Below are 18,986 nucleotides of genomic sequence, written 5' to 3'. Positions count from 1 at the left end.
ACAACCACCACCTAACTTGACCCCCGTGCAGATCACCGAAGCGCTCAACCTCCCCATGCCGCCCAACCACGACCCCGGCCCCATCGGCTGGCTCCGCGACCACGTCGCCCGCTTCAGCGACGGCGAAGCACACCGCCGACGCCGCGCCCTCATCACCGGACTGCTCGACGACATCGACCCCGCACAACTGAACCCGGCCACCCCCATCGCCGCACTCGCCCAAGCCGTGGGCATCCCCGCGGACCCCGCCGACGTGGCCGAAGTCGCCCGCGTCTACCACCCCCACCTCACCCCCGACACCACCGCCGAACAAGCACTGACCCGGCTCGTCCACGCCTGCGGCGGCACCTGGGACGAACCCACCGCCGCCAGGATCTGCATCCTCGTCCAAGCCTGCGCCGGACTCGCCGGACCCGTCCGCGTCACCCGCCGCCAAGCCCCCGACGGCACCACCCTCGAACTCGACCTCACCGCAGCAGGCCTGCGCTTCGGCGCCGGACCCCACGAATGCCCCGGCCAAGCCCTCGCCACCGCACTGGAGACCACCCGATGACCGACTTCTTCGCCCTCCACCACGCCGAAACCCCGCTCCTGCTGCCCAACGCCTGGGACTTCACCTCCGGCGCCGCCCTGCTCGACGCCGGCTTCCCGGCCATCGGCACCACCAGCCTCGGCGTCGCCGCCGCCCACGGCCTACCCGACGGCCACGGCCGGACCCGCACCGAAACCGTCGCACTCGCCCGCTCCCTGAGCCGCCTGCCCGGCCCGGTCACCGTCGACATCGAAGCAGGCTTCAGCGAGGACCCGGGGGAGGTGGCCGACCTGGCCGCCGAACTCGCCTCCTTCGGCACCGCGGGCATCAACCTCGAAGACAGCCGCCCCACCGGCGGCCTCGCCGAACCCGACGACCACGCCGCCCTCGTCTCAGCCGTGAAAACCCGCGTCCCCGGCCTCTTCGTCAACGCCCGCATCGACGCCCACTGGCAAACCGAGAACCCACCACCCCTGGCCCGCGTCCTCGACCGAGCCCGGCGCTACGTCGCCGCGGGCGCCGACGGCATCTTCGTCCCCGGCCTCACCGACCGCGCCGACATCGCCGCACTCGCCGGCGGCCTCCCCGTCCCACTCAACATCCTCTACGCCCGGAACCTGGACTACCGCGACCTCGGCGTCGCACGGGTCAGCCTCGGCTCCCTGCTCTACCGCGCCGCCCTGCACACCGCCACCGGCCTCGCCCGCTCGATCCGAGACGGGGGAGAAGCCCCGGACGACATCCCCGGCTACCGCGACATCGAGCGGTTCATTCCGTGAAACTGGTGTTCAGCGCCTGATAGGTCCGGTTGCTCGCCACCGCCGCCCGCTGCTCACGCCCCGTCGCCTCGATGTAGTTCTGACTGGTCGCCAGGCTCGCGTGCCCGAGCAACGCCATGATCTCCGAGGCCGTCGCACCGTCCTCGGCCAGCCGCGTGGCGAAGGTGTGCCGCAACGCGTGCAGGTTCGCCCCCGTCGGCACCCGATCCTGCAACCCGGCCGCGCGATAACAGGACTTGACCAGGTAGTCGAGCGCACCACGCCCGATCGGCTCCCCGGCACGATCCCGCAGCAGCGGCGCCGACCGGCTGAACCGCAGGTGCGGGAACTTCCGGCGGCACGAGGCGAGGTAGTCGTCGATGATCTTCTCCATCACCGGCTGCACCGGGATCGACCGGTCCCGGCTGCCCTTGCCCTGGACGTGCAACCGCTTCTCCCCGGACCGCCCGATCAGCGACTCCACGCTCAACGACCGCATCTCCGCCGCCCGCAGCCCGGCCACCAGACCGAGCGCGATCACCAGCACGTCCCGCTCCGGCCACGGGTCCCGGCCCTGCCGCGCGCCCTCGGTCGCGGCCGTGAGCAGCTTCTCCGGCGTGTCCTCACCCCGCAACGGCTTCGGAACCAGGGGAGGGGTCTTGGGGCGGGCCACCGCACCCATCGGATTTCCCGGCAACAGCCCGTCGGACACGCAGAAGGTGAGGAACTGGTTCCAGGTGGACCAGGCACGCAACACGGAACTCTTGGCATGCCCGTCGGCGAACGCCCCGAACGCCGTTCGCAACGACGCCGTCGTCAACTCCTCGACGCGCAGCTCCTCAGCGGCCCGCCCGGTGGCCTCGGCCAGCAGGGAAGTGAGGCCCGCCAGATCCCGCCGGTACGCGGCAGTGGTGTGCGGAGAGTCCTTGCGCGGACGGCGCGCGGCGAAGAAGGCTTGCTGGGCGTCGAGAACTCTCATGTGGATCTTGTACCGCACAACACCGACAGTTTATCGCCGCACCCAGGGATGGTTGCCGCTGCGGAGAGCTTCGATCAAGGTGCGGCTGTAGCCACTGGTCGCTACGACCTCCTCGATCCGCGTGCGGGGAGCGTGCTGCGGCAGCAGGTCGGTGACCAGTCGCGCTATGGCCGCGCGGGTATTGACGAGTTCGGCAGTCATATGACGTTCGGCGTCGCCGAGTCGCTGGAGTTCCGCGTATCGGTAGTCAGAGTGGCCGGGGAGGGGATCAGGATGAGGTGGCATCGGTTCATTCACTCCGGGATTCTGGCGTTTCTCCGAAGTCGGCGGCAATGGGAATGTTCTGCGCAGGCGGGTCAGTGAATCGGCGATGACCGAGGATCTTTTCACCATGTTTCATGCATAATGGCGATTATGCATGAAACGGCGGTCTGAGCGGGGTTGCCGCCCTATGGGGGACGGTGTCTCTCCGAAGACCTCCCAGGACGTTCTCTCAGGCGCGCCTTGCTCTTGTTCGCGTGTTGAGCACCGCCTGCCACGGAGTCCGGGCGACTGGAGGCGCCCGGCGACTTCGGCATCTTGTCGCTGTCGACACACGATCCACCGACCTAGTTTCGTCACTGTGACGTTTTGAGATGGTGTAACCCCGGACGTTCTCCACTGGGGGCCCGCGGCCCTCTGGCCGCCCGCCACCGGTGCGACTGCCTCTGCGCCCGGTCGATAGGCGGGCGCGGAGGTGCGGCGGGTGGCTCGTTCGCGGGCACCGAACATCGTCTGATCGAAACCTCCGGAGACCCCTTCTCGGGCGGCCTAAGCCAGGTTATCCAAACGCCGATAAGCGACATTATGTTAAGTAAGATGGTCGGCAGCCCCCGGAAGGGCCTGGAGCTTCCCCGATGCTCCGGTGGTCCCTATAAGAGCCAGCGCGCCGTCGTGTCGAGTTGACGCGTGGCGTCCGGTGCGGCGTTGTCGGCGCGTTCCGGCGTCGCTTGCCGGATTCGACGGCCAGCCGGAAGCTCCGGACTGTGTTCCTTGCGGGTCCGCGCCTGAGGCGTTCTCCCCCGGCTCATCGACCGTGTGTTCGATCGACTCCGGCGCCGCGGTTTTTGGGTGGGCGCCGCACTGTTTGGCCGTTAGGGTGCTCCGAATGCGTGTGGATCCTTCAAATGCCGAGCAGTTGTCTGCTTGGGACGGTGATCAGGGTGCGTTCTGGGCGGAACGCGCCGACCGGTTCGACGATGGTGTGGCCGCGTATCGCGAGCGCTTCTTCGAGGCGGCGGCGATCAAGCGGACGTCGGCGGTGCTCGATGTGGGGTGTGGCACCGGGCAGATGACGCGGGCAGCGGCTCAGCTGGCGCCCGAGGGGCACGCCTGGGGGGTGGATTTGTCCTCCCAGATGATCGAGTTGGCGCGTGAGCGGGCAGCCGAGTTGCCCAACGTGCGTTTCCTCCAGGCGGATGCCCAGGTGTACCCCTTCCCCCGGCACTCGTTCGACGTGGTGATCAGCCGCCACGGGGCGATGTTCTTCGGCGACGCCAAGGCGGCGTTCGCCAATCTGGCCGCCGCGCTGCGTCCCGGTGGTCGGCTGGTGTTGTTGACCTGGCAGCCGTCGGTGCGCAATGAGTGGGTGAGCACGTTCCGCCGGATCTTCTCGGCCGGGCGCGAATCACCCGCCTCTCCCCCGACGCCGAATCCGAAGCCGAATCCGAATTCGCTGGGCGATCCGGATCAGGTGCGGGAGTTGCTGACTTCGGCCGGGTTCACCGGTGTGCGGTCGGCCGGGCTCGGTGAGCCGATGTTCTTCGGGCGGGACGCCGAGGACGCGGCGGAGTTCGTCGAGGCGCAGTTCGGCTGGATGGTGCGGGATCTCCCGGACGAGGCTCAGGCCCAGGTGCGTGCCGAGCTCCGGGTGGATCTGGCCGCGCACCTGGGTGAGCACGGGGTTCGTTACGACTCGGCGGCCTGGCTGGTGGAGGCGAGTACGTAGGCCTGTGGCGTCGGCTCGCCGTCGGCGGGAGCGCGGACCAGTTGTGCCTGCACGGTGAAGCCCGCCTCCCCCAGTTGTTCGGCGATGCGTTCGGGGCGCAGGCGGCGGAAGTCGAGTGAGAGTGTGTGGCCGAAGCCTTCGTCGTAGTGCTGGACGTCGTCGCCGACCTGGAAGCCGAGCAGGAGGTGTCCGCCGGGGGCGAGGACGCGGTGGAATTCGGTGAAGACGGCGGGGAGGTCTTCGGCGGCGATGTGGATGATCGAGTACCAGGCGACCAGTCCGGCGAGTGAGTCGTCGGGCTGGTCGAGTGCGGTCATCGAGCCTTCGTCGAACCGCAGTCCCGGGTAGGTCTCGCGGGCGAGCTTCACCATCGAGGAGGACAGGTCGATGCCGGTGACCTTGACGCCGAGTGAGTCCAGGAACCAGGTGACCCAGCCGGGGCCGCTGCCGGCGTCGAGGACCGAACCGTGGTCGCGGGTGAGTTCGGCGAAGGCGGTGAGCATGGCGCGGCCGAGGGTGTCGGTGTCGTGCACGCCGTCGAAGTGCTCGGCGTAGGCCGCGGCCATGGCGTTGTAGCCGTCGCGGGTTTCGGTGAGGTAGGTGGGTTCGGTCATGGCGCCCGACGTTAGCGGAGGGCACCGACGACGACGGTGCCTGACAGTTCTTCGGAGTGCGTGATGCGGGGTGCCAGTCCCCCGGCGGTGAACGCGGCGGCGGTGACGGGTGCCTGTGCTTCGCCGGTTTCGATGAGGAGGTGGCCGCCGGGGGCGAGCCAGTGGGCGGCTTCGGCGGTGACGCGGCGGTGGACATCGACTCCGTCGCTGCCGCCGTCGAGGGCGACGCGGGGTTCGTGGTCGCGGGCTTCGGGCGGCATCATCGCGATGGCGTCGGTCGGGACGTACGGGGCGTTGACCACGAGGAGGTCGACGCGGCCGCGCAGGTGTGCGGGCAGTGGGGTGAACAGGTCGCCTTCGTGGACCTCTCCCCCGGCGGGTTCGACGTTGCGGCGGGCGCAGCGCACGGCGGCGGGGTCGATGTCGGCGGCGTGGAGTTCGGTGTCCCCCAGTTCGGCGGCGAGGGCGACGCCGACGGCGCCGGAGCCGCAGCAGAGGTCGACGACGACGTGTCCGCCGAGTGCGGCGGCTTGGTCGACGAGGAATTCGGTGCGGCGGCGGGGTACGAAGACGGCGGGGTCGACGGTGATGCGGTGGCCGTGGAATTCGGCCCAGCCGAGCAGGTGCTCGAGTGGTAGTCCGGCGACGCGGCGGGTGACGAGGTCGTCGAGTTCGGCGGGGGTGCGGGCGGCTTCGGTGAGCAGGCGGGCTTCGTCCTCGGCGAAGACGCAGCCCGCTCGCCGGAGCCGGGTGATCACGGTGTGCACGATGCCGGGACGTTACACCTCCGGGTGGTTGGCGCGGATGTTCGCCGCGGCGAGTTCGACGGTCCGGTCGATGCGCCGCCGGCGGGTTTCGGGGCGTTTGGCGGTGAGGATCCAGCCGAGGATGCGGCTCTGGGAGGAGGGTGGGAAGGCCTGGTAGTGGGCGAAGGCGGTGGGGTCGTGGTCGAAGCGGGCTCGGAGGTCGGCGGGCAGGATGCGGTTTTCGGCGTCGGCGAGCACGGTCCAGGTGCCGGTGTGCTTGGCGAGGTCGATGAGGGCTTGGCCGTGGTGGGTCATCCGGCCTTCGGCGATGAGGCGTTCGGCGCGTTCGCGGTTGATCCGGCTCCAGGCGCTTTTCGGGTTGCGGGGGCTGAACCTCTGGTAGCGGCTGTGCTGGTCGCGTTTGACGGATTTGCTGTCGATCCAGCCGAAGCAGAGTGCTTCTTCGACGGCTTCGGCTTGGCGCAGGCTCGGGGTGGGGCTGGTCTGGTTGTGGATGACGAGCTGGATTTCGGTGGCGGTGGTGCAGTTGCGGGTGAGCCAGTCGCGCCATGCGGCGGGGTCGGCGGTGTGGAGTTCGGTCACTTCTCCCCCAGGATGTCGAGGTAGTGCTGGTTGAACATGACGCCGAGCACGTTGCCGAAGGGGTCGGTGACCGCGGCGGTGACGAAGCCGGGGCCGCGTTCGGTGATCGGTTCGAATTCCTGGGCGCCGAGGTCGAGCAGGCGGGCGACGGCGGCTTCGATGTCGTCGACGTGCCAGTTGGCGATGGCGCCGCCCGGTCGGTCCTGGACCGCGCCCGGTGGGGCGTAGGTGGCGTTGACGATGCCGAATTCGTGCTGGTAGTCGCCGATGCGGAACTCGATGTAGCCGGGCATGCGGTCGAAGTAGGGATCGATGCCGAAGAGTTCGGTGTACCAGGCTTTGGCGGCGTCCATGTCGGCGGCGAAGAAGGTGGATTGGGCGAGTCCTCGGAGCATTTTCGGGTCCTTTCCGGTGCTGTTGGGGATCAGTCTTCCGGTCAAAGTGCGCACCTTGTGAGCACTTTGTTTGCCAGACTCGGTTCATGCGCGCTGATCGCCTTGTGGCCACCCTGTTGCTGATGCAGTCGCGGGGCCGGGTGACCGCGGCGGAGGTGGCTGGTGAGCTGGAGGTGTCGGTGGCCACGGCGCGGCGTGATCTGGAGGCGCTGTCGGCGGCGGGGGTGCCGGTGTACCCGCAGCCGGGCCGGGGTGGGGGCTGGTCGCTGGTGGGTGGGGCGCGGACGGATCTGAGTGGGTTGACCTCGGTGGAGGCGCAGGCGTTGTTCCTGCTGGCGGGTCCGGGGGCGGCGGTGTCGCCGGAGGTGCGTTCGGCGTTGCGGAAGCTGGTGCGGGCGTTGCCGGACACGTTCCGGGCGGAGGCGGAGGCGGCGGCGAGCGCGGTGGTCGTCGATTCGGCGCGCTGGGGTGAGGCGGATCGGGAGCGGCCGGCGCTGGTGGAGTTGCTGCAGGAGGCGACGGTCCGGCGGCGCAAGGTGCGGCTGGTCTACACGAGCCGGGGGCGGGAGCGCGCTGAGCGGCTGGTGGAGCCGTGGGGGCTGATCGACAAGGACGATCTGTGGTACCTGATCGCCGGGACGGAGGCCGGGCAGCGCACGTTCCGGCTGGATCGGATCGCCGAGGCGGTGGTGACCGAGGAGCCCGCGACGCGGCCGGCGGATTTCGAGCTGGGCGAGGCGTGGCGGCGGGTGGTCGACGAGGTGGAAATCAAGCGGTCGCTGGTGTCGGCGACGGTGTTGATCGAGCCGCGGTTGGTGTTCGTGCTGCGGTCGCACTTCGGCAGGCATTGCCACGTGGAGGGTGAGGCGGTGGACGGGCGGGCGCGGGTCCGGGTGGCCGCACCGGCTCCGGTGATGATCGCCCAGCAGCTGGCCGGGTGGGGCGATCAGGTGGAGGTGGTCGAGTCGGAGCCGGTGCGGGCGGAGCTGGCCAGGATCGGCGCGGAGTTGGCGCGCCGGTACGGCCCTAGCTGAAGATCTTCCGGGTCAGGTCGGCGGAGGCGGCGGCGTGTTCGTTGAAGCCGCCGTGGTCGCCGGGGAACAGCGCGGGTTCGACGCCGAGCTTGTCGGCGAGTGCGACGGCGGCCTCGCAGGCGAGCTGGCCGCGGGACTCCTCCCCGATGGCGACGGTGATGCGGTTGCCCAGTGCGCGCAGGGCGGTGTAGTCGGGCCGGTAGTCGCCGACGGCGTGCATCAGGTGGGCGAAGAAGAAGTCGAGGTTGGGCCGCATGGCGGCCATCTGCTCGCGCATCTCGGGGGTGGGTTCGGCGCCGTCGCCGTGACCGCCGTTGTTTCCGTCGCCGAGGCCGGTGCTTCCGAGGAACTCGGCGATGGCGGCGAAGGGGCCGCCGGTGCGGTAGGCCTCGTCGATGGCGGCCGTGCGGCGGGCTTCGTCCTCCTGGGCGGGCAGCAGGGAGGTCGTCGGCGGTTCGTGCAGGATCGCGGCGCGGACCTGGCCGGGGTGGCGTCGCAGGAGTTCCATGGCCGTCATGCTGCCCCCGCTGCTGGCGAAGACGAACCCGGGTTCGGCGGAGACCTCGGCGAGCAGGCGGTGGGCGTCGTCGGCGTGCTGGCCGACGAGGTCCTCCCCCGGTGCTCCGTCGATGGCGCTGCGGGACAGGCCGCGGGGGTCGTAGGTGATCACGGTGTGGTCGGTGGCCAGTTCGGGGGCGAAGGTGGTGAACGAGCCGGCGTCGGCGGGGCCGCCGGGGATGCAGAGCAAGGCCGGGCCGCTGCCCTGAACGTCGTAGTGGAGGGTGGCGCCAGGGACCTGCAGGGTGTGGGACATGGTGTGCCTTTCGTCGGTGGTGGGCTTCTCGACTCCCCGACGTCCGAGGTGCGCGCGGACAGACACATCGTGGGCGATGATGTGCCCGATCGGAAGGGAGGGCGCGGGGTGAAGTACGTGCTGTTGATCGGCGGGGAGGACACCGGTGCGGAGGAGACTTCGGCGCAGGTGTGCCGGAGTGAGGACGTGCGGGCGTGGATCGAGGAAATGACCCGGCGCGGGGTGTTGCTCGGGGGTGAGTTGCTGCACCCGGCCGAGGACGCGACCACGTTGCGGGTGCGCGATGGGGAGGTGCTGCTGGCCGACGGTCCGTTCGCGGAGACGAAGGAGCAGGTCGGCGGGTACAGCATGATCGAGTGCGCCGATCTGGACGAGGCGGTGTCGGTGGCTGCGGCGCATCCGGTGGCGCGGTTCGGGATGATCGAGGTGCGGCCGGTGTTCGACCCGGCGGACGTGCCTGACCTGCCCCGGTGAGCGCCGAGGTCCAGGCGGCGGTCGCGGCGGCGTTCCGGGAGGAGTGGGGCCAGGTGGTGGCCACGCTGATCCGGGTCACCGGTGACTGGGATCTCGCCGAGGAGTGCGCGCAGGACGCGTTCTCCACGGCGTTGCGCCGCTGGCCGCGGGACGGGATCCCGCGCAAGCCGGGTGCGTGGCTGACCACGACCGCGCGCAACCGGGCCATCGATGTGCTGCGGCGTGAGGCCGTGGGTGCGGCCAAGCTCCGGGAGCTGGCGGCTCTGCCGCCGCCGGAGGCCCGGGAGCCGGACGAGAGCGGGGTGCCCGATGACCGGTTGCGGTTGATCTTCACCTGCTGTCACCCGGCGTTGCCGTTCGAGGCGCGGGTGGCGCTGACGTTGCGCACGCTGGCGGGGTTGAGCACGGCGGAGATCGGGCGGGCGTTCCTGGTGCCGGAGGCGACGATGTCGCAGCGGCTGGTGCGGGCGAAGCGGAAGATCCGCAACGCCGGGATCCCCTACCGGGTGCCGCCGCCGCACTTGCTGCCGTCGCGGACGAACGCGGTGCTCGGGGTGCTGTACCTGTTGTTCAACGAGGGGTATTCGGCGTCGGCGGGTGCGGATCTGGTGCGGCGCAACCTGAGCGCGGAGGCGATCCGGCTGACGCGGGTGCTGGCCGGGTTGATGCCGGACGAGCCGGAGGCGCTGGGGTTGCTGGCGTTGATGCTGTTGCACGACGCGCGGCGGGAGACGCGGCTGGACGAGGCGGGTGAGCTGGTGTTGCTGGAGGACCAGGATCGTTCGCGCTGGGACGCCGGGGCGATCGAGGAGGGCACGCGGCTGCTGGAGTCGGCGTTGCGGCGGCGGCAGCCGGGGCCGTACCAGTTGCAGGCGGCGATCGCGGCCTGCCACGCGACGGCTTCGAAGGCGGAGGACACCGATTGGGCGCAGATCGCCGCGTTGTACGAGCGGCTGGCGCGGGTGGTGCCTTCGCCGGTGGTGCGGTTGAACCAGGCGGTCGCGGTGGGCATGGCGGAGGGCCCGGAGGCCGGGTTGCTGTTGCTGGACGAGCTGGCCGGGGGCGGGCAGCTGGCCGGGTACCACCTGCTGCCCGCGGCGAGGGCGGATCTGCTGCGGCGGCTGGAGCGCGCGGGTGAGGCGGCGGTGGCCTACCGGGAGGCGCTGGAGCTGGCGGCGACCGACGCGGAGCGGCGCTACCTGGAGAAGCGGCTCGCGGAAGTTTCCTGACCGCGGGTGTCGGTCCGGGCCGGAGCTGTTCGTCGGTGGGTGAAACCACGACGAGGAGGACGGATGGCGACCTTTGTGCTGATCCACGGTGGCGGCGGCAGCGGCTGGGACTTCCACCTGCTCGAGCCGGAGTTGCGGGCGCTGGGACACGATGTGGTGGCCCCGGATCTGCCCATCGAGGACGGGGCGAACGGGCTGGCCGAGTACGCCGAGGCGGTGGTGGCCGCGGTGGGCGCGCGGGAGGACCTGGTGGTGCTGGGGCATTCGTTCGGCGGGCTGGTCGCTCCCCTGGTCTGCGATCGGCTGCCGGTGCGGTTGCTGGTGTTGCTGGCGGGCATGATCCCGCGGCCGGGTGAGCCGGCTTCGGACTGGTGGGCCAACACCGGTCACAAGTCCACTGTGGACATGGAGGCGGACCCGATCGGCGCGTTCCTGCACGACGTGCCGCCGGAGCTGGCCGAGCAGGCGCTGGCGAAGGGGCGGCCGCAGTCGGGTGATTCGCTGGGCAGGCCGTGGCCGCTCGCGCGGTGGCCGGAGGTCCCGACCCGGCTGCTGGCGTGCCGGGACGACCGGTTCTTCCCGCTGGAGTTCCTGCGGCGCGTGGCGCGGGAACGGCTCGGGATGGAGCCCGACGTGATCGACGGGAGCCACAGCGTGCCGTTGTCCCGGCCGAAGGAGCTGGCCGTGCGGCTGGACGCCTACCTAACGGCCGAGGAGCAGCCCGCTCAGTAGTGCCCCGGCGAGCATCAGGCCCGCGGCCGCGGCGGCGGCGATCGCGTGCCCGTGGACCTGGGCGGCGAGGGTCGCTCCCCCGGCGGCGGCCGTGGCGATGCCGTTGAGCACGGCGATGCCGATCGAGCCGCCTAGTTGCTGGGCGGTGCTGAGCAGGGCCGACACGGTCCCGGTGTCCGCGGGGGCGGCGCTGGTGAGCGCGGCGTTCATGCTCGGGGACATGACCAGCCCGGTGCCGAGGCCGAAGACGAGCTGCGCGGGCAGGATGCCGCCGGTGTAGGTGCTGTCCGGGGTGAGCTGGGTGAGCAGTGCCAGCCCGGCGGCGGTGACCAGCATGCCGGGCACGATGAGCAGGCGCGGGCTGAGCTTGGTCATCAGGCGCCCGGAGAGCTGCGAGGCGGTGAGCACGGTGACCGCGGTGCCGGGCAGGATGGCCAGTCCGGTGCGCAGCGGGTCGAAGCCGAGCACTTCCTGCAGCTGGTAGGTGAGCACGAGCATGGTGCCGAACATCGCGGCCATCGTGGTGGCGATCGCGGTGAGCGAGCCGAGGCGGCGGCGGTCGGTGAGCAGGCGGGGCGGCAGCAGCGGATGGGCGGTCTTGACCTGGCGCAGGGCGAACGTGCCCAGCAGCACGGCGGCGGGCAGGAGCCAGAGCGGTTCGCCGGTGGTCGCGTAGACCAGTGCCGCGGCGCCGGTGACGCCGAGCGCGGTGCTGAGCGGGTCCAGGCGCAGCCGGTGGCGTGGGGTTTCGGGCAGCAGGGCGGGGATGAGCGTGGCGGCCACCGCGGCGATGGGCACGTTGACGTAGAGGCACCAGCGCCAGTCCAGTGCCGCGGTGAGCAGCCCGCCGGCGAGCAGGCCCGCCGCTCCCCCGGCGCCGACGACCGCGCTGAACCGGCCGAAGGCGCGGCCGCGTTCGGCCGGGTCGGTGAACAACGCGGTGAGCAGGGCCATCGCGGTGGGGGCGAGCAGTGCGGCGAAGGCGCCTTGGGCGGCGCGGGCGCCGATGAGCAGGCCGCCGTTGAGCGCGGCTCCCCCGGCGGCCGAGGCGAGGCCGAAGCCGAGCACGCCGATCAGCAGGGCGCGGCGGCGGCCGATGGCGTCGGAGATCCGTCCGGCGGGCAGGAGCAGGGCGCCGAAGGCGAGCAGGTAGGCGGTGACGATCCAGTGCCGGTCGGTGTCGGACAGGCCCAGGTCGTGCTGGGCGGCTGGCAGGGCGATGTTCACGATCGTGGTGTCGAGCAGCACCATCAGCTGGGCGGTGCAGAGCAGGGCGAAGCCCGGCCACCGGGTGGTGCGGGCGGGGGTCGTGGTCATGGCGTGGAGACTGGCAGACAAAAGTTAACTCGGTCAAGTTTTAAACTCGGGCAATGGAGGGCTAGCATGCGCCCATGAGCCTTCGGGAGCGGAAGAAGCTGCGCACACGCCAGGCGATCTCGGATGCGGCGATCTCGCTGTTCCTCGGCTCCGGCTTCGATCGGGTCTCGGTGGCCGAGGTGGCCGCCGCCGCGGAGGTGTCCAAGCCGACCCTGTTCAAGTACTTCCCCGCCAAGGAGGACCTGGTGATCGACCGGCTGGCCGATCACCGCGAGGAAGCCGCCGACGTGGTGCGCGCCGCGGCCGGGCAGCCGCCGCTGGCCGCGCTGCACGCCCACTTCCTGTCCGGGCTGGAGCGGCGGGACCCGATCACCGGACTCTGCGACGAACCCGAGGTCCTCGCGCTCAACCGGCTGATCTACGACACCCCGGCGCTGGTGGCGGGCATGTCCCGGTTCAACGACCACTCCATCGAGGCGCTGACCACCGCGCTGCGCGAGGTGACCGGCCGCAGCGGGCTGGCGCCGCGCCTGGCCGCCGGGCAGATCGTCACCGTGCAGCGCCTGCTCGCACTGGAGAACCACCGGCACATCACCGCCGGTGAGGCGGCCGCGAAGCGCTATCTCGCGGCCGCCGCCGAAGCCGATCAGGCGTTCGGCCTGCTGCGCTCAGGCCTCGACGGGCTCTGAGGCGAACGTCCGGGCGACGAAGTCCCCGAACGAGCGCGGTTCGCGGCCCAGTGCGCGGCGCACCCCGTCGCTGACGTGGTCACCGACGTTCCGCGCGACCCCGGCGAGCAGGGTCGCCAGCAGTTCGCCGAGCGGGCCGGGCACGGTCGCGGCGAACTCGGCCGGGGTGCAGTGGGCGAACTCGATCCGGCGGCCGCTCGCCTCGGCGATCCGCGCGACCGCCTCGGGGAAGGACAGCGGCTCCGAGCCGGACAGCTCGTAGACCTGCCCGGCGTGCCCGTCCTCGGTCAGCGCGGCGACCGCGACGTCGGCGATGTCCTCGGCGTCGACGAAGGCGTCACGGCCGTCCCCGGTCGGCAGGGCCAGCCTGCCCGCGTCGATGCCCGCCGCGAACTCGCCCTCGCTGAAGTTCTGCGCGAACCACGACGGCCGCAGGATCGTCCACTCCGGACTGCTCTCCCGGAGCTCGCGCTCGTGCACGGGTTCACCGGCGAAATCGGCGCCCCTGGCCGAAAGGAGCACCACGCGGCGCTGTCCGGCGCGGGCCAGCAACCGCGCGATCGGCGTGGTGCCCCAGCGTTCCGCCGGTGGCACGAGGTAGAGGGCGCCGGTGCCGGCCAGTGCGGCGTCCCAAGTGGACTCGTCGGCCCAGTCGAAGCGGATCGGGGTGGACCGGGAAACCGGCCGGACCGCCAGCCCGCGGGCTTCGAGGCGGCCGGTCACCCGGCGGCCCGTCTTGCCCAGACCGCCGAGCACGAGAATCGGTGTGTTCGTCATGGGACCACCCCACCAGCCGCGACTGAGACGGACCATGGTCGAAAAGCGCCGATGCCTGTGGCATCGTCTCAGCCGTGGACCCGCTCGACGACTACCTCGCCACCGTTCGCGCGCACGGCTCGGTGTTCGTGCGCTCGGTCTGCTCCCCGCCGTGGGGCCTGCGCTTCGACGACCCGCGGCCGCTGATGCTGCTGACCCTGGACGACGGCGCCGCCTGGATCCGGCGCGACGGCGGCGACCCCGTCCGGTTCGAAGCCGGGGAGATCGCCTTGGTGCGCGGCGGTTTCACCATCGCCGACCACCGCGACACCACACCCCGGGTGGTCATCGACGGGCGCAACCAGTGTTACGCCGCGGCCGAGGGCGCCGCCACCGCCGGAGACCGGTTCAAGCTCGGCACCCGCACCTACGGCACCCCCGGCGGCTCCGCGCTGCTGGCCACCGCCACCTACTCGATGCGCGGCCCGACCGCCGGCCCGGTGCTCGCCGCGCTGCCGGGCGTGCTGACCGTGCCCGCCGGCGACGATCCGGCACTGGCCCTGCTCGCCGTCGAGATCAGCCGCGACGAACCCGGCCAGCAGACCGTGCTCGACCGCCTGCTGGACCTGTTGCTCATCCGCGTCCTGCGCACCTGGTTCTCCACCCCCGGCACCCGCGCGCCCGCCGGGTACCGGGCGCTGGCCGACCCGGAGATCGGGCACGCGCTGTGCCTGGTGCACCAGCGGCCCGCCGAAGCGTGGACGGTGGCGTCGCTGGCCGGTGCGACCGGGCTGTCCCGCGCCACGTTCGCCCGGCGGTTCACCGCGCTGGTCGGCGAACCGCCGATGAGCTACCTCGCGGGCTGGCGGATGACGCTGGCCGCGGGCCTGCTCGCCGAGTCCGGGGCGAGCATCGGCTCGATCGCGCGGCAGGTCGGTTACGCGGACGCGTTCGCCTTCAGCGCCGCGTTCAAGCGGGTTCGCGGGGTGCCGCCGAGCGCGGTGCGGGCCGGTAGTCCGGGAGCGTGATGTTCCTGGCCGCCTTGGTGGTCAGCTTGTCGAAGATCCCGGCCAGCCGCCGCCACGCCAGCACCCGGTACATCTGGTTGCGGTGCCAGATCCTGAACTTCGTCGGCGGGGCGAGGAACGGGCCCGCGCCCTCGGCCAGCTTCTGGCAGCCCGCGGCGTAGTCACGCATCAGTTCCTCGTAGCGCGGGAACGCGACGCGGTGATCGCCGCGCGCGAGCGCCAGTTCCCCGGCCAGCACGTACGCGCCGACCATCGCGGTGCCCGTGCCCAGCCCGCCCAGGGTCGCGCCGTACCCGGCGTCCCCGACCAGCGCGACCCGGCCGCGCTGGAAGTGGGGCATCCGCACCTGGCTGATCGAGTCGAAGTACAGCTCCGGCGCCGCCCACATCGCCTCCAGCAGCCGCGGCACCTCCCAGCCAGCGCCCGCGCAGCGGTCCGCGACCAGCTGCTTCTGCTGGTCCAGGTCACGCCGGTCGTATTCGAGCGGCTCGGACGGGAAGACGAACCCGCCGTCGGTCTTGCCGCCCGCACTGCCCATGCTCGCCCCCAGACCCGGCTCGTTGTACATCAGGCCCGTGTGGTCGAGGCCGAGGAAGTTGGGGATGTCGAACGCGGCGACGTAGTACCCGAGGTGACGGATGAACCGCGATTCCGGCCCGAAGGCCAGCGCCCGGACATTCGAATGCAGCCCGTCCGCGCCGAGTACCAGGTCGAACGTGCGCGGCTCGGCGTGCTCGAAGCTCACGTGCACGCCGTCGGCGCTCTCGGTCATCGACGCGATCGAGTCCCCGAACAGGTACTCGGTGTGGTCCTGGGTGCGGTCGTAGAGCAGCCGACTGAGTTCGTCGCGCTCGATCTCGACGTCGCCGCTCATGAACGCCGAGGGCAGCTTCGCCAGTTGCCGTCCCCGCCCGTCGACGACCACCTGGTCGCCCATGTTGGTCTGGCGCCGCCGGACCTCGTCGAGCAACTCCATCTCACGCAGCACCCGCAGGTGCACATCCCCGCGGAAGTCCACCGCGAACCCGCCACCACGCAGGCCCGGCGCGCGCTCGACGACGGTCGCGGAAAAGCCGTACCGGTGCAGCCAGTAGGCCAGTGAGGGGCCGGCCACGCTGGCGCCGGAGATCAGGATCTTCTTCGTCATGGCCCCAGGCTCGGCGGTGACGCTGACCATCCGCGCACCACCGGCTGACGGCCGCTGTCAGCGCTGTCGGTCCGGGCTCGTCCGCCAGTACTGGCGCTTCTTCTCCTCGCGGACGAACACCCCGGCCTTCACCAGCTCCCGGCGCAGCTCCTTGGCCTCGTCGCCCTGGTCCTTGGCCAGCGCCTCCTTGCGTGCCCGCAGCAGCGCGTTGGCCCGGTCGGACAACTCCGGTGTGCCCTCCACCCAGAGCCGGTAGTCCTCGCGGTACGGGTCACCGTCGGCGTGCCAGGGATAGCCGTGGTCCTCGAACGCCGCGCGCACGCGGGCCTTGCTCAGGTCCGACGATTCGCGCGCGAGTTCGTCGCCGCCGGTACCCAGCAGCACGAGCTTGCCGCTGTCGAAGAACACCGCCCCGACCGAGCCGCGGTCGAACCGCCGGCTCTGCCCGCCCCGGCGCAGCTCGACCCCGGAGGTGCCGATGTCGAGGCTGAGCAGGTCCAGTTCGCCGAGCAGCGCCAGCCCCAGGCCGGCCACCGCGCCCAGGCCCAGCGCGCCGAGTGTGGCCGCGGGCTCCGGGATCGACTCCACCAGCCGGAACGGTCCCTGGAACGGGAACCAGGCCAGCGTGCTCACCCAGCCGGCGGCGAGCTTGAGCCCCCACAGCAGCGCCGCGCCCAGCAGCGGGCAGAGCAGCCAGCCCAGCACCCGCCAGCCGGGAGCGAGCGCGACCACGGTCGAGGAGGAGGTGCGCGTCATGTCACCGAATAATAGACCGCGTGCTCGGTTTATCTTTGAGCAGGAGGCGTTCGACGGTGTCTTCGCAGCCCGCGAGCTCGGTGAGGACGTCGGCCGCCTCGGCCCACCCCTCCCGGAACCCGGCCGCCCGCGCCCGGGCGAACAGGTGCGCCTGCTCGTTCTTCACCGCGGCGAGCCGGTGGTCGCCGCCTTGCTCGAACAGCACCGCGAAGTCCAGCGCCCGGCGCGCGCCCAGCGGCAGCGTGAACCCGGTGAGGAACCCGGCCGTCGCCGGGTCGACCGGCCCGCGCAGGTCCGCGGCCAGCGCGCGGATCACCTCACCGGCGCCGGGGTTGTCCCGGTAGATGCCGCTGAAGAACGCCCTCGCCTCGTCGTAGACGACCTCCCGCGGCGGGCCGATCCGCGTCCAGCGCTGGTAGACACCGTGCTCGTAGTCGACCCGCTCGGCCCGCCAGGCCGCCTCCAGGTCGGCGAAACCGAGCCGGGCGCACGGGAACCCGGCCGGGTCTTGCAGCAGCACGCCTTCGTCGTCGAGGTCGTAGGCGACCACGTAGTGATCGGCACCGGGGACGTCGCGGTGCCAGGGCACGTAGGTCAGGTGCCCCATGTCCAGCGGTCCCAGCAGCACGGGCCCGGTCGCGAGTTCCTCACGCAGGATCTCCTCGACCGGGACGTCGTCGGGGCCGCAGGTGCCGGTGAAGTCGCAGCCGAGCAGCCGCAGCGCGGCGTCCAGGCCCTGGGGCGGGGTGATCGCGCTGAAGTAGGTGCGCCCGTCCGGCACGCGGAGCGCCCCGAGCCCGACGCCGGTGAGCGGCTCGATCAGCCCGGGGCGCACCCGCTCGCCGTGCACCGACAACAGCATCGAGAGGGAGTCGGCGTAGCAGTAGGGAACGTTGCCTTGGTAGTCCATGGCGGCAGTTCTAGGACCTGACACCGTGTCAGGGTCAACCGGCGAGTTCGCGCGCTTGGCGCAACCACTCGGCGAACAGCGCGCTGTCGAGATCGGCCACCTCGCGCAGTTTCACGCTCGCCATCTCCTGTGCCCCGGCCGTCAGCCGCCCGGACGGATCGGTGATCGACTGCCCCTGCCAGAAGCCGAAGCTCACGTGCCCGGCGTAGGCCTTGACGAAGCAGACCGGCTTCTGGCCGGGTGTCGCGCCCAGGCTCCAGACGGGGTGGCCGTGCCAGACGGCGCCGGCGCCGGGGAACTCGGCGTCGATGAGCGGCAGGAGTTTGCCGAGCAGGTCCTGCTGGGCGGCGGGTAGGGAGTCGCGGTAGGCCTCGACGGTGGCGAACTTGGGCATGGTTTCCGGTCCTTTCCAGAGCGGGGGGTGAAGGTCAGCGGTACTGGGCGGCGACGAAGGAGATCCAGAGCTGCGCGGTGATGCAGCCGATGGCCAGGGTCAGCGAGCCGGCGACGCCGCCACTCATCGCCCACAGGTCACCGGCCAGCAACGCGGCGCCGGCGACGTGCGAGGCCACGGCGTGGCGGCGCTTCCCGGCCCGGCCGAACCGCCTGCCCAGCACGTGGCAGGCGGCGATCAGGGTGGCGAAGCTGAGCGTGCCCGCCAGCAGGTGCAGCAGGCTCGCGCCGCCGAACGGGTCGGCCGGGTCCATGGTGAACACGCCCGCTCCGATCACCCCGGCGCCGCTGAGGGCGAGCAGCCTCGCCGCCCAGCGGCCCGGCAGGACCCGGCTCAGCCCGGCCGCGCCGAGCACCATGAGCACGCCGCTCACCAGGAAGTTGGTGATCTGCAGCCAGCCCGACGGGCCGGTGCTGAGCATGCTCAGCGGCTGCAGCGTCAGGTCGAACCCGTCGCGGCTGGCGGCCTGCGCCAGCGAGACCGACGCCCACAGCGGCGCCGCGACGACCGCGCAGGTGAGCAGGGAGCGGGTGGAGGCCTTGGTCGAGGAAGTGGCGGGGGAAGCGGTGGCGATCATGGCCGGACCTTTCGTTTTCGGTGGGTGCTGCTGACGCGTCGCGGCCGGGATGTGACAGGGAACGGCTACATTCCCTGTCACATGGGTGGTTCGACGCGTCAGCGAAGGCACCCGAACGAAGGAGATGGCGATGCGCTACCTGATGATGTCCACCCCGACCGGCGAGACCACCAACCCGAACCTCGAAGCCGAGATGGGCGCGTGGATCGAGGAACTGACCGCCTCCGGCGTGCTGCTGGCCACCGGCGGCCTGGCCCCCACCGGCATCGAGGTCCAGGAGAACGACGGCGAGGTCACCGTCACCGACGGCCCGTTCGCCGAGGCCAAGGAGTCCGTGGCCGGGTTCGCGCTGGTGGAGGTCCGCACCGAGGAAGAGGTCGTGGAGATCGCGCGGCGGTTCGTCAAGATGGTCGGCAACAGCCGCAGCGTGATCCAGCAGGTCTTCGCGTGAGCCG

Annotated in this window: 24 protein-coding genes; 10 read left to right on the top strand and 14 right to left on the bottom strand. The window is 71.4% G+C overall.

The window, feature by feature from the left end; genetic code table 11:
• Positions 1 to 25 precede the first annotated feature (25 nt).
• Together L3Q67_RS34130 and L3Q67_RS34125 are read left to right on the top strand one after the other, a co-directional pair.
• Positions 26 to 553: a hypothetical protein gene (locus L3Q67_RS34130; RefSeq protein ID WP_499185528.1), complete on the top strand. Its 528-nt coding sequence runs from the start codon at positions 26 to 28 to the stop codon at positions 551 to 553.
• Positions 550 to 1,311 carry an isocitrate lyase/PEP mutase family protein gene (locus L3Q67_RS34125; RefSeq protein WP_499185527.1) on the top strand — a complete coding sequence of 254 codons (762 nt, stop codon included), beginning with the start codon at positions 550 to 552 and terminating at the stop codon, positions 1,309 to 1,311. Before L3Q67_RS34130 ends, L3Q67_RS34125 begins: the two co-directional genes overlap by 4 nt.
• Here L3Q67_RS34125 and L3Q67_RS34120 read toward each other — a convergent pair.
• Positions 1,301 to 2,287 carry a tyrosine-type recombinase/integrase gene (locus L3Q67_RS34120; protein ID WP_499185526.1) on the bottom strand — a complete coding sequence of 329 codons (987 nt, stop codon included), beginning with the start codon at positions 2,285 to 2,287 and terminating at the stop codon, positions 1,301 to 1,303. The two genes, L3Q67_RS34125 and L3Q67_RS34120, sit on opposite strands and share 11 nt — an antisense overlap.
• 12 nt (positions 2,288 to 2,299) lie before the next feature.
• Positions 2,300 to 2,662, bottom strand: a complete 363-nt coding sequence (locus L3Q67_RS34115) for a hypothetical protein (RefSeq protein ID WP_499185525.1) — start codon at positions 2,660 to 2,662, stop codon at positions 2,300 to 2,302.
• Between the two features lie 754 nt (positions 2,663 to 3,416).
• Here L3Q67_RS34115 and L3Q67_RS34110 point away from each other — a divergent pair.
• On the top strand, positions 3,417 to 4,256 hold the full coding sequence (locus L3Q67_RS34110) for a class I SAM-dependent methyltransferase (protein WP_499185524.1): 840 nt from the start codon (positions 3,417 to 3,419) through the stop codon (positions 4,254 to 4,256).
• Here the strand turns inward: L3Q67_RS34110 and L3Q67_RS34105 are convergent.
• Genes L3Q67_RS34105 through L3Q67_RS34090 form a run of 4 tightly spaced genes read right to left on the bottom strand, consistent with a single transcriptional unit; the run spans position 4,217 to position 6,614 of the window.
• Complete coding sequence (locus tag L3Q67_RS34105) at positions 4,217 to 4,870, bottom strand: class I SAM-dependent DNA methyltransferase (RefSeq protein ID WP_499185523.1); 654 nt, start codon at positions 4,868 to 4,870, stop codon at positions 4,217 to 4,219. The two genes, L3Q67_RS34110 and L3Q67_RS34105, sit on opposite strands and share 40 nt — an antisense overlap.
• An 11-nt stretch (positions 4,871 to 4,881) precedes the next feature.
• Entirely contained in the window at positions 4,882 to 5,637 is a 756-nt protein-coding gene (locus L3Q67_RS34100; protein ID WP_499185522.1) for a putative protein N(5)-glutamine methyltransferase, read from the bottom strand.
• Positions 5,638 to 5,649: 12 nt separating this feature from the next.
• Entirely contained in the window at positions 5,650 to 6,219 is a 570-nt protein-coding gene (locus tag L3Q67_RS34095) for a YdeI/OmpD-associated family protein (protein ID WP_499185521.1), read from the bottom strand.
• Positions 6,216 to 6,614 (bottom strand): VOC family protein, encoded by a 399-nt coding sequence (locus tag L3Q67_RS34090; RefSeq protein ID WP_499185520.1) that lies wholly within the window; start codon positions 6,612 to 6,614, stop codon positions 6,216 to 6,218. The genes L3Q67_RS34095 and L3Q67_RS34090 overlap by 4 nt, the downstream gene beginning before the upstream one ends.
• Before the next feature lie 86 nt (positions 6,615 to 6,700).
• Between L3Q67_RS34090 and L3Q67_RS34085 the strand changes: the two genes are divergently transcribed.
• Positions 6,701 to 7,648 carry a helix-turn-helix transcriptional regulator gene (locus tag L3Q67_RS34085; RefSeq protein ID WP_499185519.1) on the top strand — a complete coding sequence of 316 codons (948 nt, stop codon included), beginning with the start codon at positions 6,701 to 6,703 and terminating at the stop codon, positions 7,646 to 7,648.
• Here the strand turns inward: L3Q67_RS34085 and L3Q67_RS34080 are convergent.
• Positions 7,641 to 8,462 carry an alpha/beta fold hydrolase gene (locus tag L3Q67_RS34080; protein WP_499185518.1) on the bottom strand — a complete coding sequence of 274 codons (822 nt, stop codon included), beginning with the start codon at positions 8,460 to 8,462 and terminating at the stop codon, positions 7,641 to 7,643. The genes L3Q67_RS34085 and L3Q67_RS34080 overlap by 8 nt on opposite strands.
• A 108-nt stretch (positions 8,463 to 8,570) precedes the next feature.
• On the opposite strand from L3Q67_RS34080, the gene L3Q67_RS34075 reads away from it, so the two are divergent.
• The 3 genes from L3Q67_RS34075 (at position 8,571) to L3Q67_RS34065 (ending at position 10,897) form a co-directional block, all read left to right on the top strand.
• Entirely contained in the window at positions 8,571 to 8,936 is a 366-nt protein-coding gene (locus tag L3Q67_RS34075) for a YciI family protein (RefSeq protein ID WP_499185517.1), read from the top strand.
• Positions 8,933 to 10,165 carry an RNA polymerase sigma factor gene (locus L3Q67_RS34070; RefSeq protein ID WP_499185516.1) on the top strand — a complete coding sequence of 411 codons (1,233 nt, stop codon included), beginning with the start codon at positions 8,933 to 8,935 and terminating at the stop codon, positions 10,163 to 10,165. Before L3Q67_RS34075 ends, L3Q67_RS34070 begins: the two co-directional genes overlap by 4 nt.
• Before the next feature lie 63 nt (positions 10,166 to 10,228).
• Positions 10,229 to 10,897 (top strand): alpha/beta fold hydrolase, encoded by a 669-nt coding sequence (locus L3Q67_RS34065; RefSeq protein ID WP_499185515.1) that lies wholly within the window; start codon positions 10,229 to 10,231, stop codon positions 10,895 to 10,897.
• Here L3Q67_RS34065 and L3Q67_RS34060 read toward each other — a convergent pair.
• Complete coding sequence (locus tag L3Q67_RS34060) at positions 10,868 to 12,214, bottom strand: MFS transporter (protein ID WP_499185514.1); 1,347 nt, start codon at positions 12,212 to 12,214, stop codon at positions 10,868 to 10,870. The two genes, L3Q67_RS34065 and L3Q67_RS34060, sit on opposite strands and share 30 nt — an antisense overlap.
• Before the next feature lie 74 nt (positions 12,215 to 12,288).
• Between L3Q67_RS34060 and L3Q67_RS34055 the strand changes: the two genes are divergently transcribed.
• Positions 12,289 to 12,903, top strand: a complete 615-nt coding sequence (locus L3Q67_RS34055) for a TetR/AcrR family transcriptional regulator (protein WP_499185513.1) — start codon at positions 12,289 to 12,291, stop codon at positions 12,901 to 12,903.
• Here the strand turns inward: L3Q67_RS34055 and L3Q67_RS34050 are convergent.
• Complete coding sequence (locus L3Q67_RS34050) at positions 12,883 to 13,680, bottom strand: Rossmann-fold NAD(P)-binding domain-containing protein (protein WP_499185512.1); 798 nt, start codon at positions 13,678 to 13,680, stop codon at positions 12,883 to 12,885. The two genes, L3Q67_RS34055 and L3Q67_RS34050, sit on opposite strands and share 21 nt — an antisense overlap.
• A gap of 74 nt (positions 13,681 to 13,754) precedes the next feature.
• On the opposite strand from L3Q67_RS34050, the gene L3Q67_RS34045 reads away from it, so the two are divergent.
• Positions 13,755 to 14,687, top strand: a complete 933-nt coding sequence (locus L3Q67_RS34045; protein WP_499185511.1) for an AraC family transcriptional regulator — start codon at positions 13,755 to 13,757, stop codon at positions 14,685 to 14,687.
• Here the strand turns inward: L3Q67_RS34045 and L3Q67_RS34040 are convergent.
• Genes L3Q67_RS34040 through L3Q67_RS34020 form a run of 5 tightly spaced genes read right to left on the bottom strand, consistent with a single transcriptional unit; the run spans position 14,629 to position 18,531 of the window.
• On the bottom strand, positions 14,629 to 15,834 hold the full coding sequence (locus L3Q67_RS34040) for a Rossmann-fold NAD(P)-binding domain-containing protein (RefSeq protein ID WP_499185510.1): 1,206 nt from the start codon (positions 15,832 to 15,834) through the stop codon (positions 14,629 to 14,631). The genes L3Q67_RS34045 and L3Q67_RS34040 overlap by 59 nt on opposite strands.
• A 57-nt stretch (positions 15,835 to 15,891) precedes the next feature.
• Positions 15,892 to 16,590, bottom strand: a complete 699-nt coding sequence (locus tag L3Q67_RS34035) for a YqeB family protein (protein ID WP_499185509.1) — start codon at positions 16,588 to 16,590, stop codon at positions 15,892 to 15,894.
• A 1-nt stretch (position 16,591) separates the two neighbouring features.
• Complete coding sequence (locus L3Q67_RS34030; protein WP_499185508.1) at positions 16,592 to 17,500, bottom strand: cysteine peptidase family C39 domain-containing protein; 909 nt, start codon at positions 17,498 to 17,500, stop codon at positions 16,592 to 16,594.
• A 34-nt stretch (positions 17,501 to 17,534) separates the two neighbouring features.
• The gene (locus L3Q67_RS34025; protein ID WP_499185507.1) at positions 17,535 to 17,894 is read right to left on the bottom strand and encodes a DUF1801 domain-containing protein; all 360 of its coding nucleotides are present in this window, start codon (positions 17,892 to 17,894) and stop codon (positions 17,535 to 17,537) included.
• 34 nt (positions 17,895 to 17,928) lie between these two features.
• Positions 17,929 to 18,531, bottom strand: a complete 603-nt coding sequence (locus L3Q67_RS34020) for a DUF998 domain-containing protein (RefSeq protein WP_499185506.1) — start codon at positions 18,529 to 18,531, stop codon at positions 17,929 to 17,931.
• Between the two features lie 130 nt (positions 18,532 to 18,661).
• On the opposite strand from L3Q67_RS34020, the gene L3Q67_RS34015 reads away from it, so the two are divergent.
• Positions 18,662 to 18,982: a YciI family protein gene (locus tag L3Q67_RS34015; RefSeq protein WP_499185505.1), complete on the top strand. Its 321-nt coding sequence runs from the start codon at positions 18,662 to 18,664 to the stop codon at positions 18,980 to 18,982.
• Positions 18,983 to 18,986: the final 4 nt, after the last annotated feature.

The sequence above is a fragment of the Saccharothrix sp. AJ9571 genome, assembly GCF_021725495.1.
In the GTDB taxonomy this organism is placed as follows: domain Bacteria; phylum Actinomycetota; class Actinomycetes; order Mycobacteriales; family Pseudonocardiaceae; genus Amycolatopsis; species Amycolatopsis magusensis.
The sequence above is the reverse complement of the archived record's forward strand: the minus strand, read 5'-3'. Positions and strand labels throughout refer to the sequence as shown.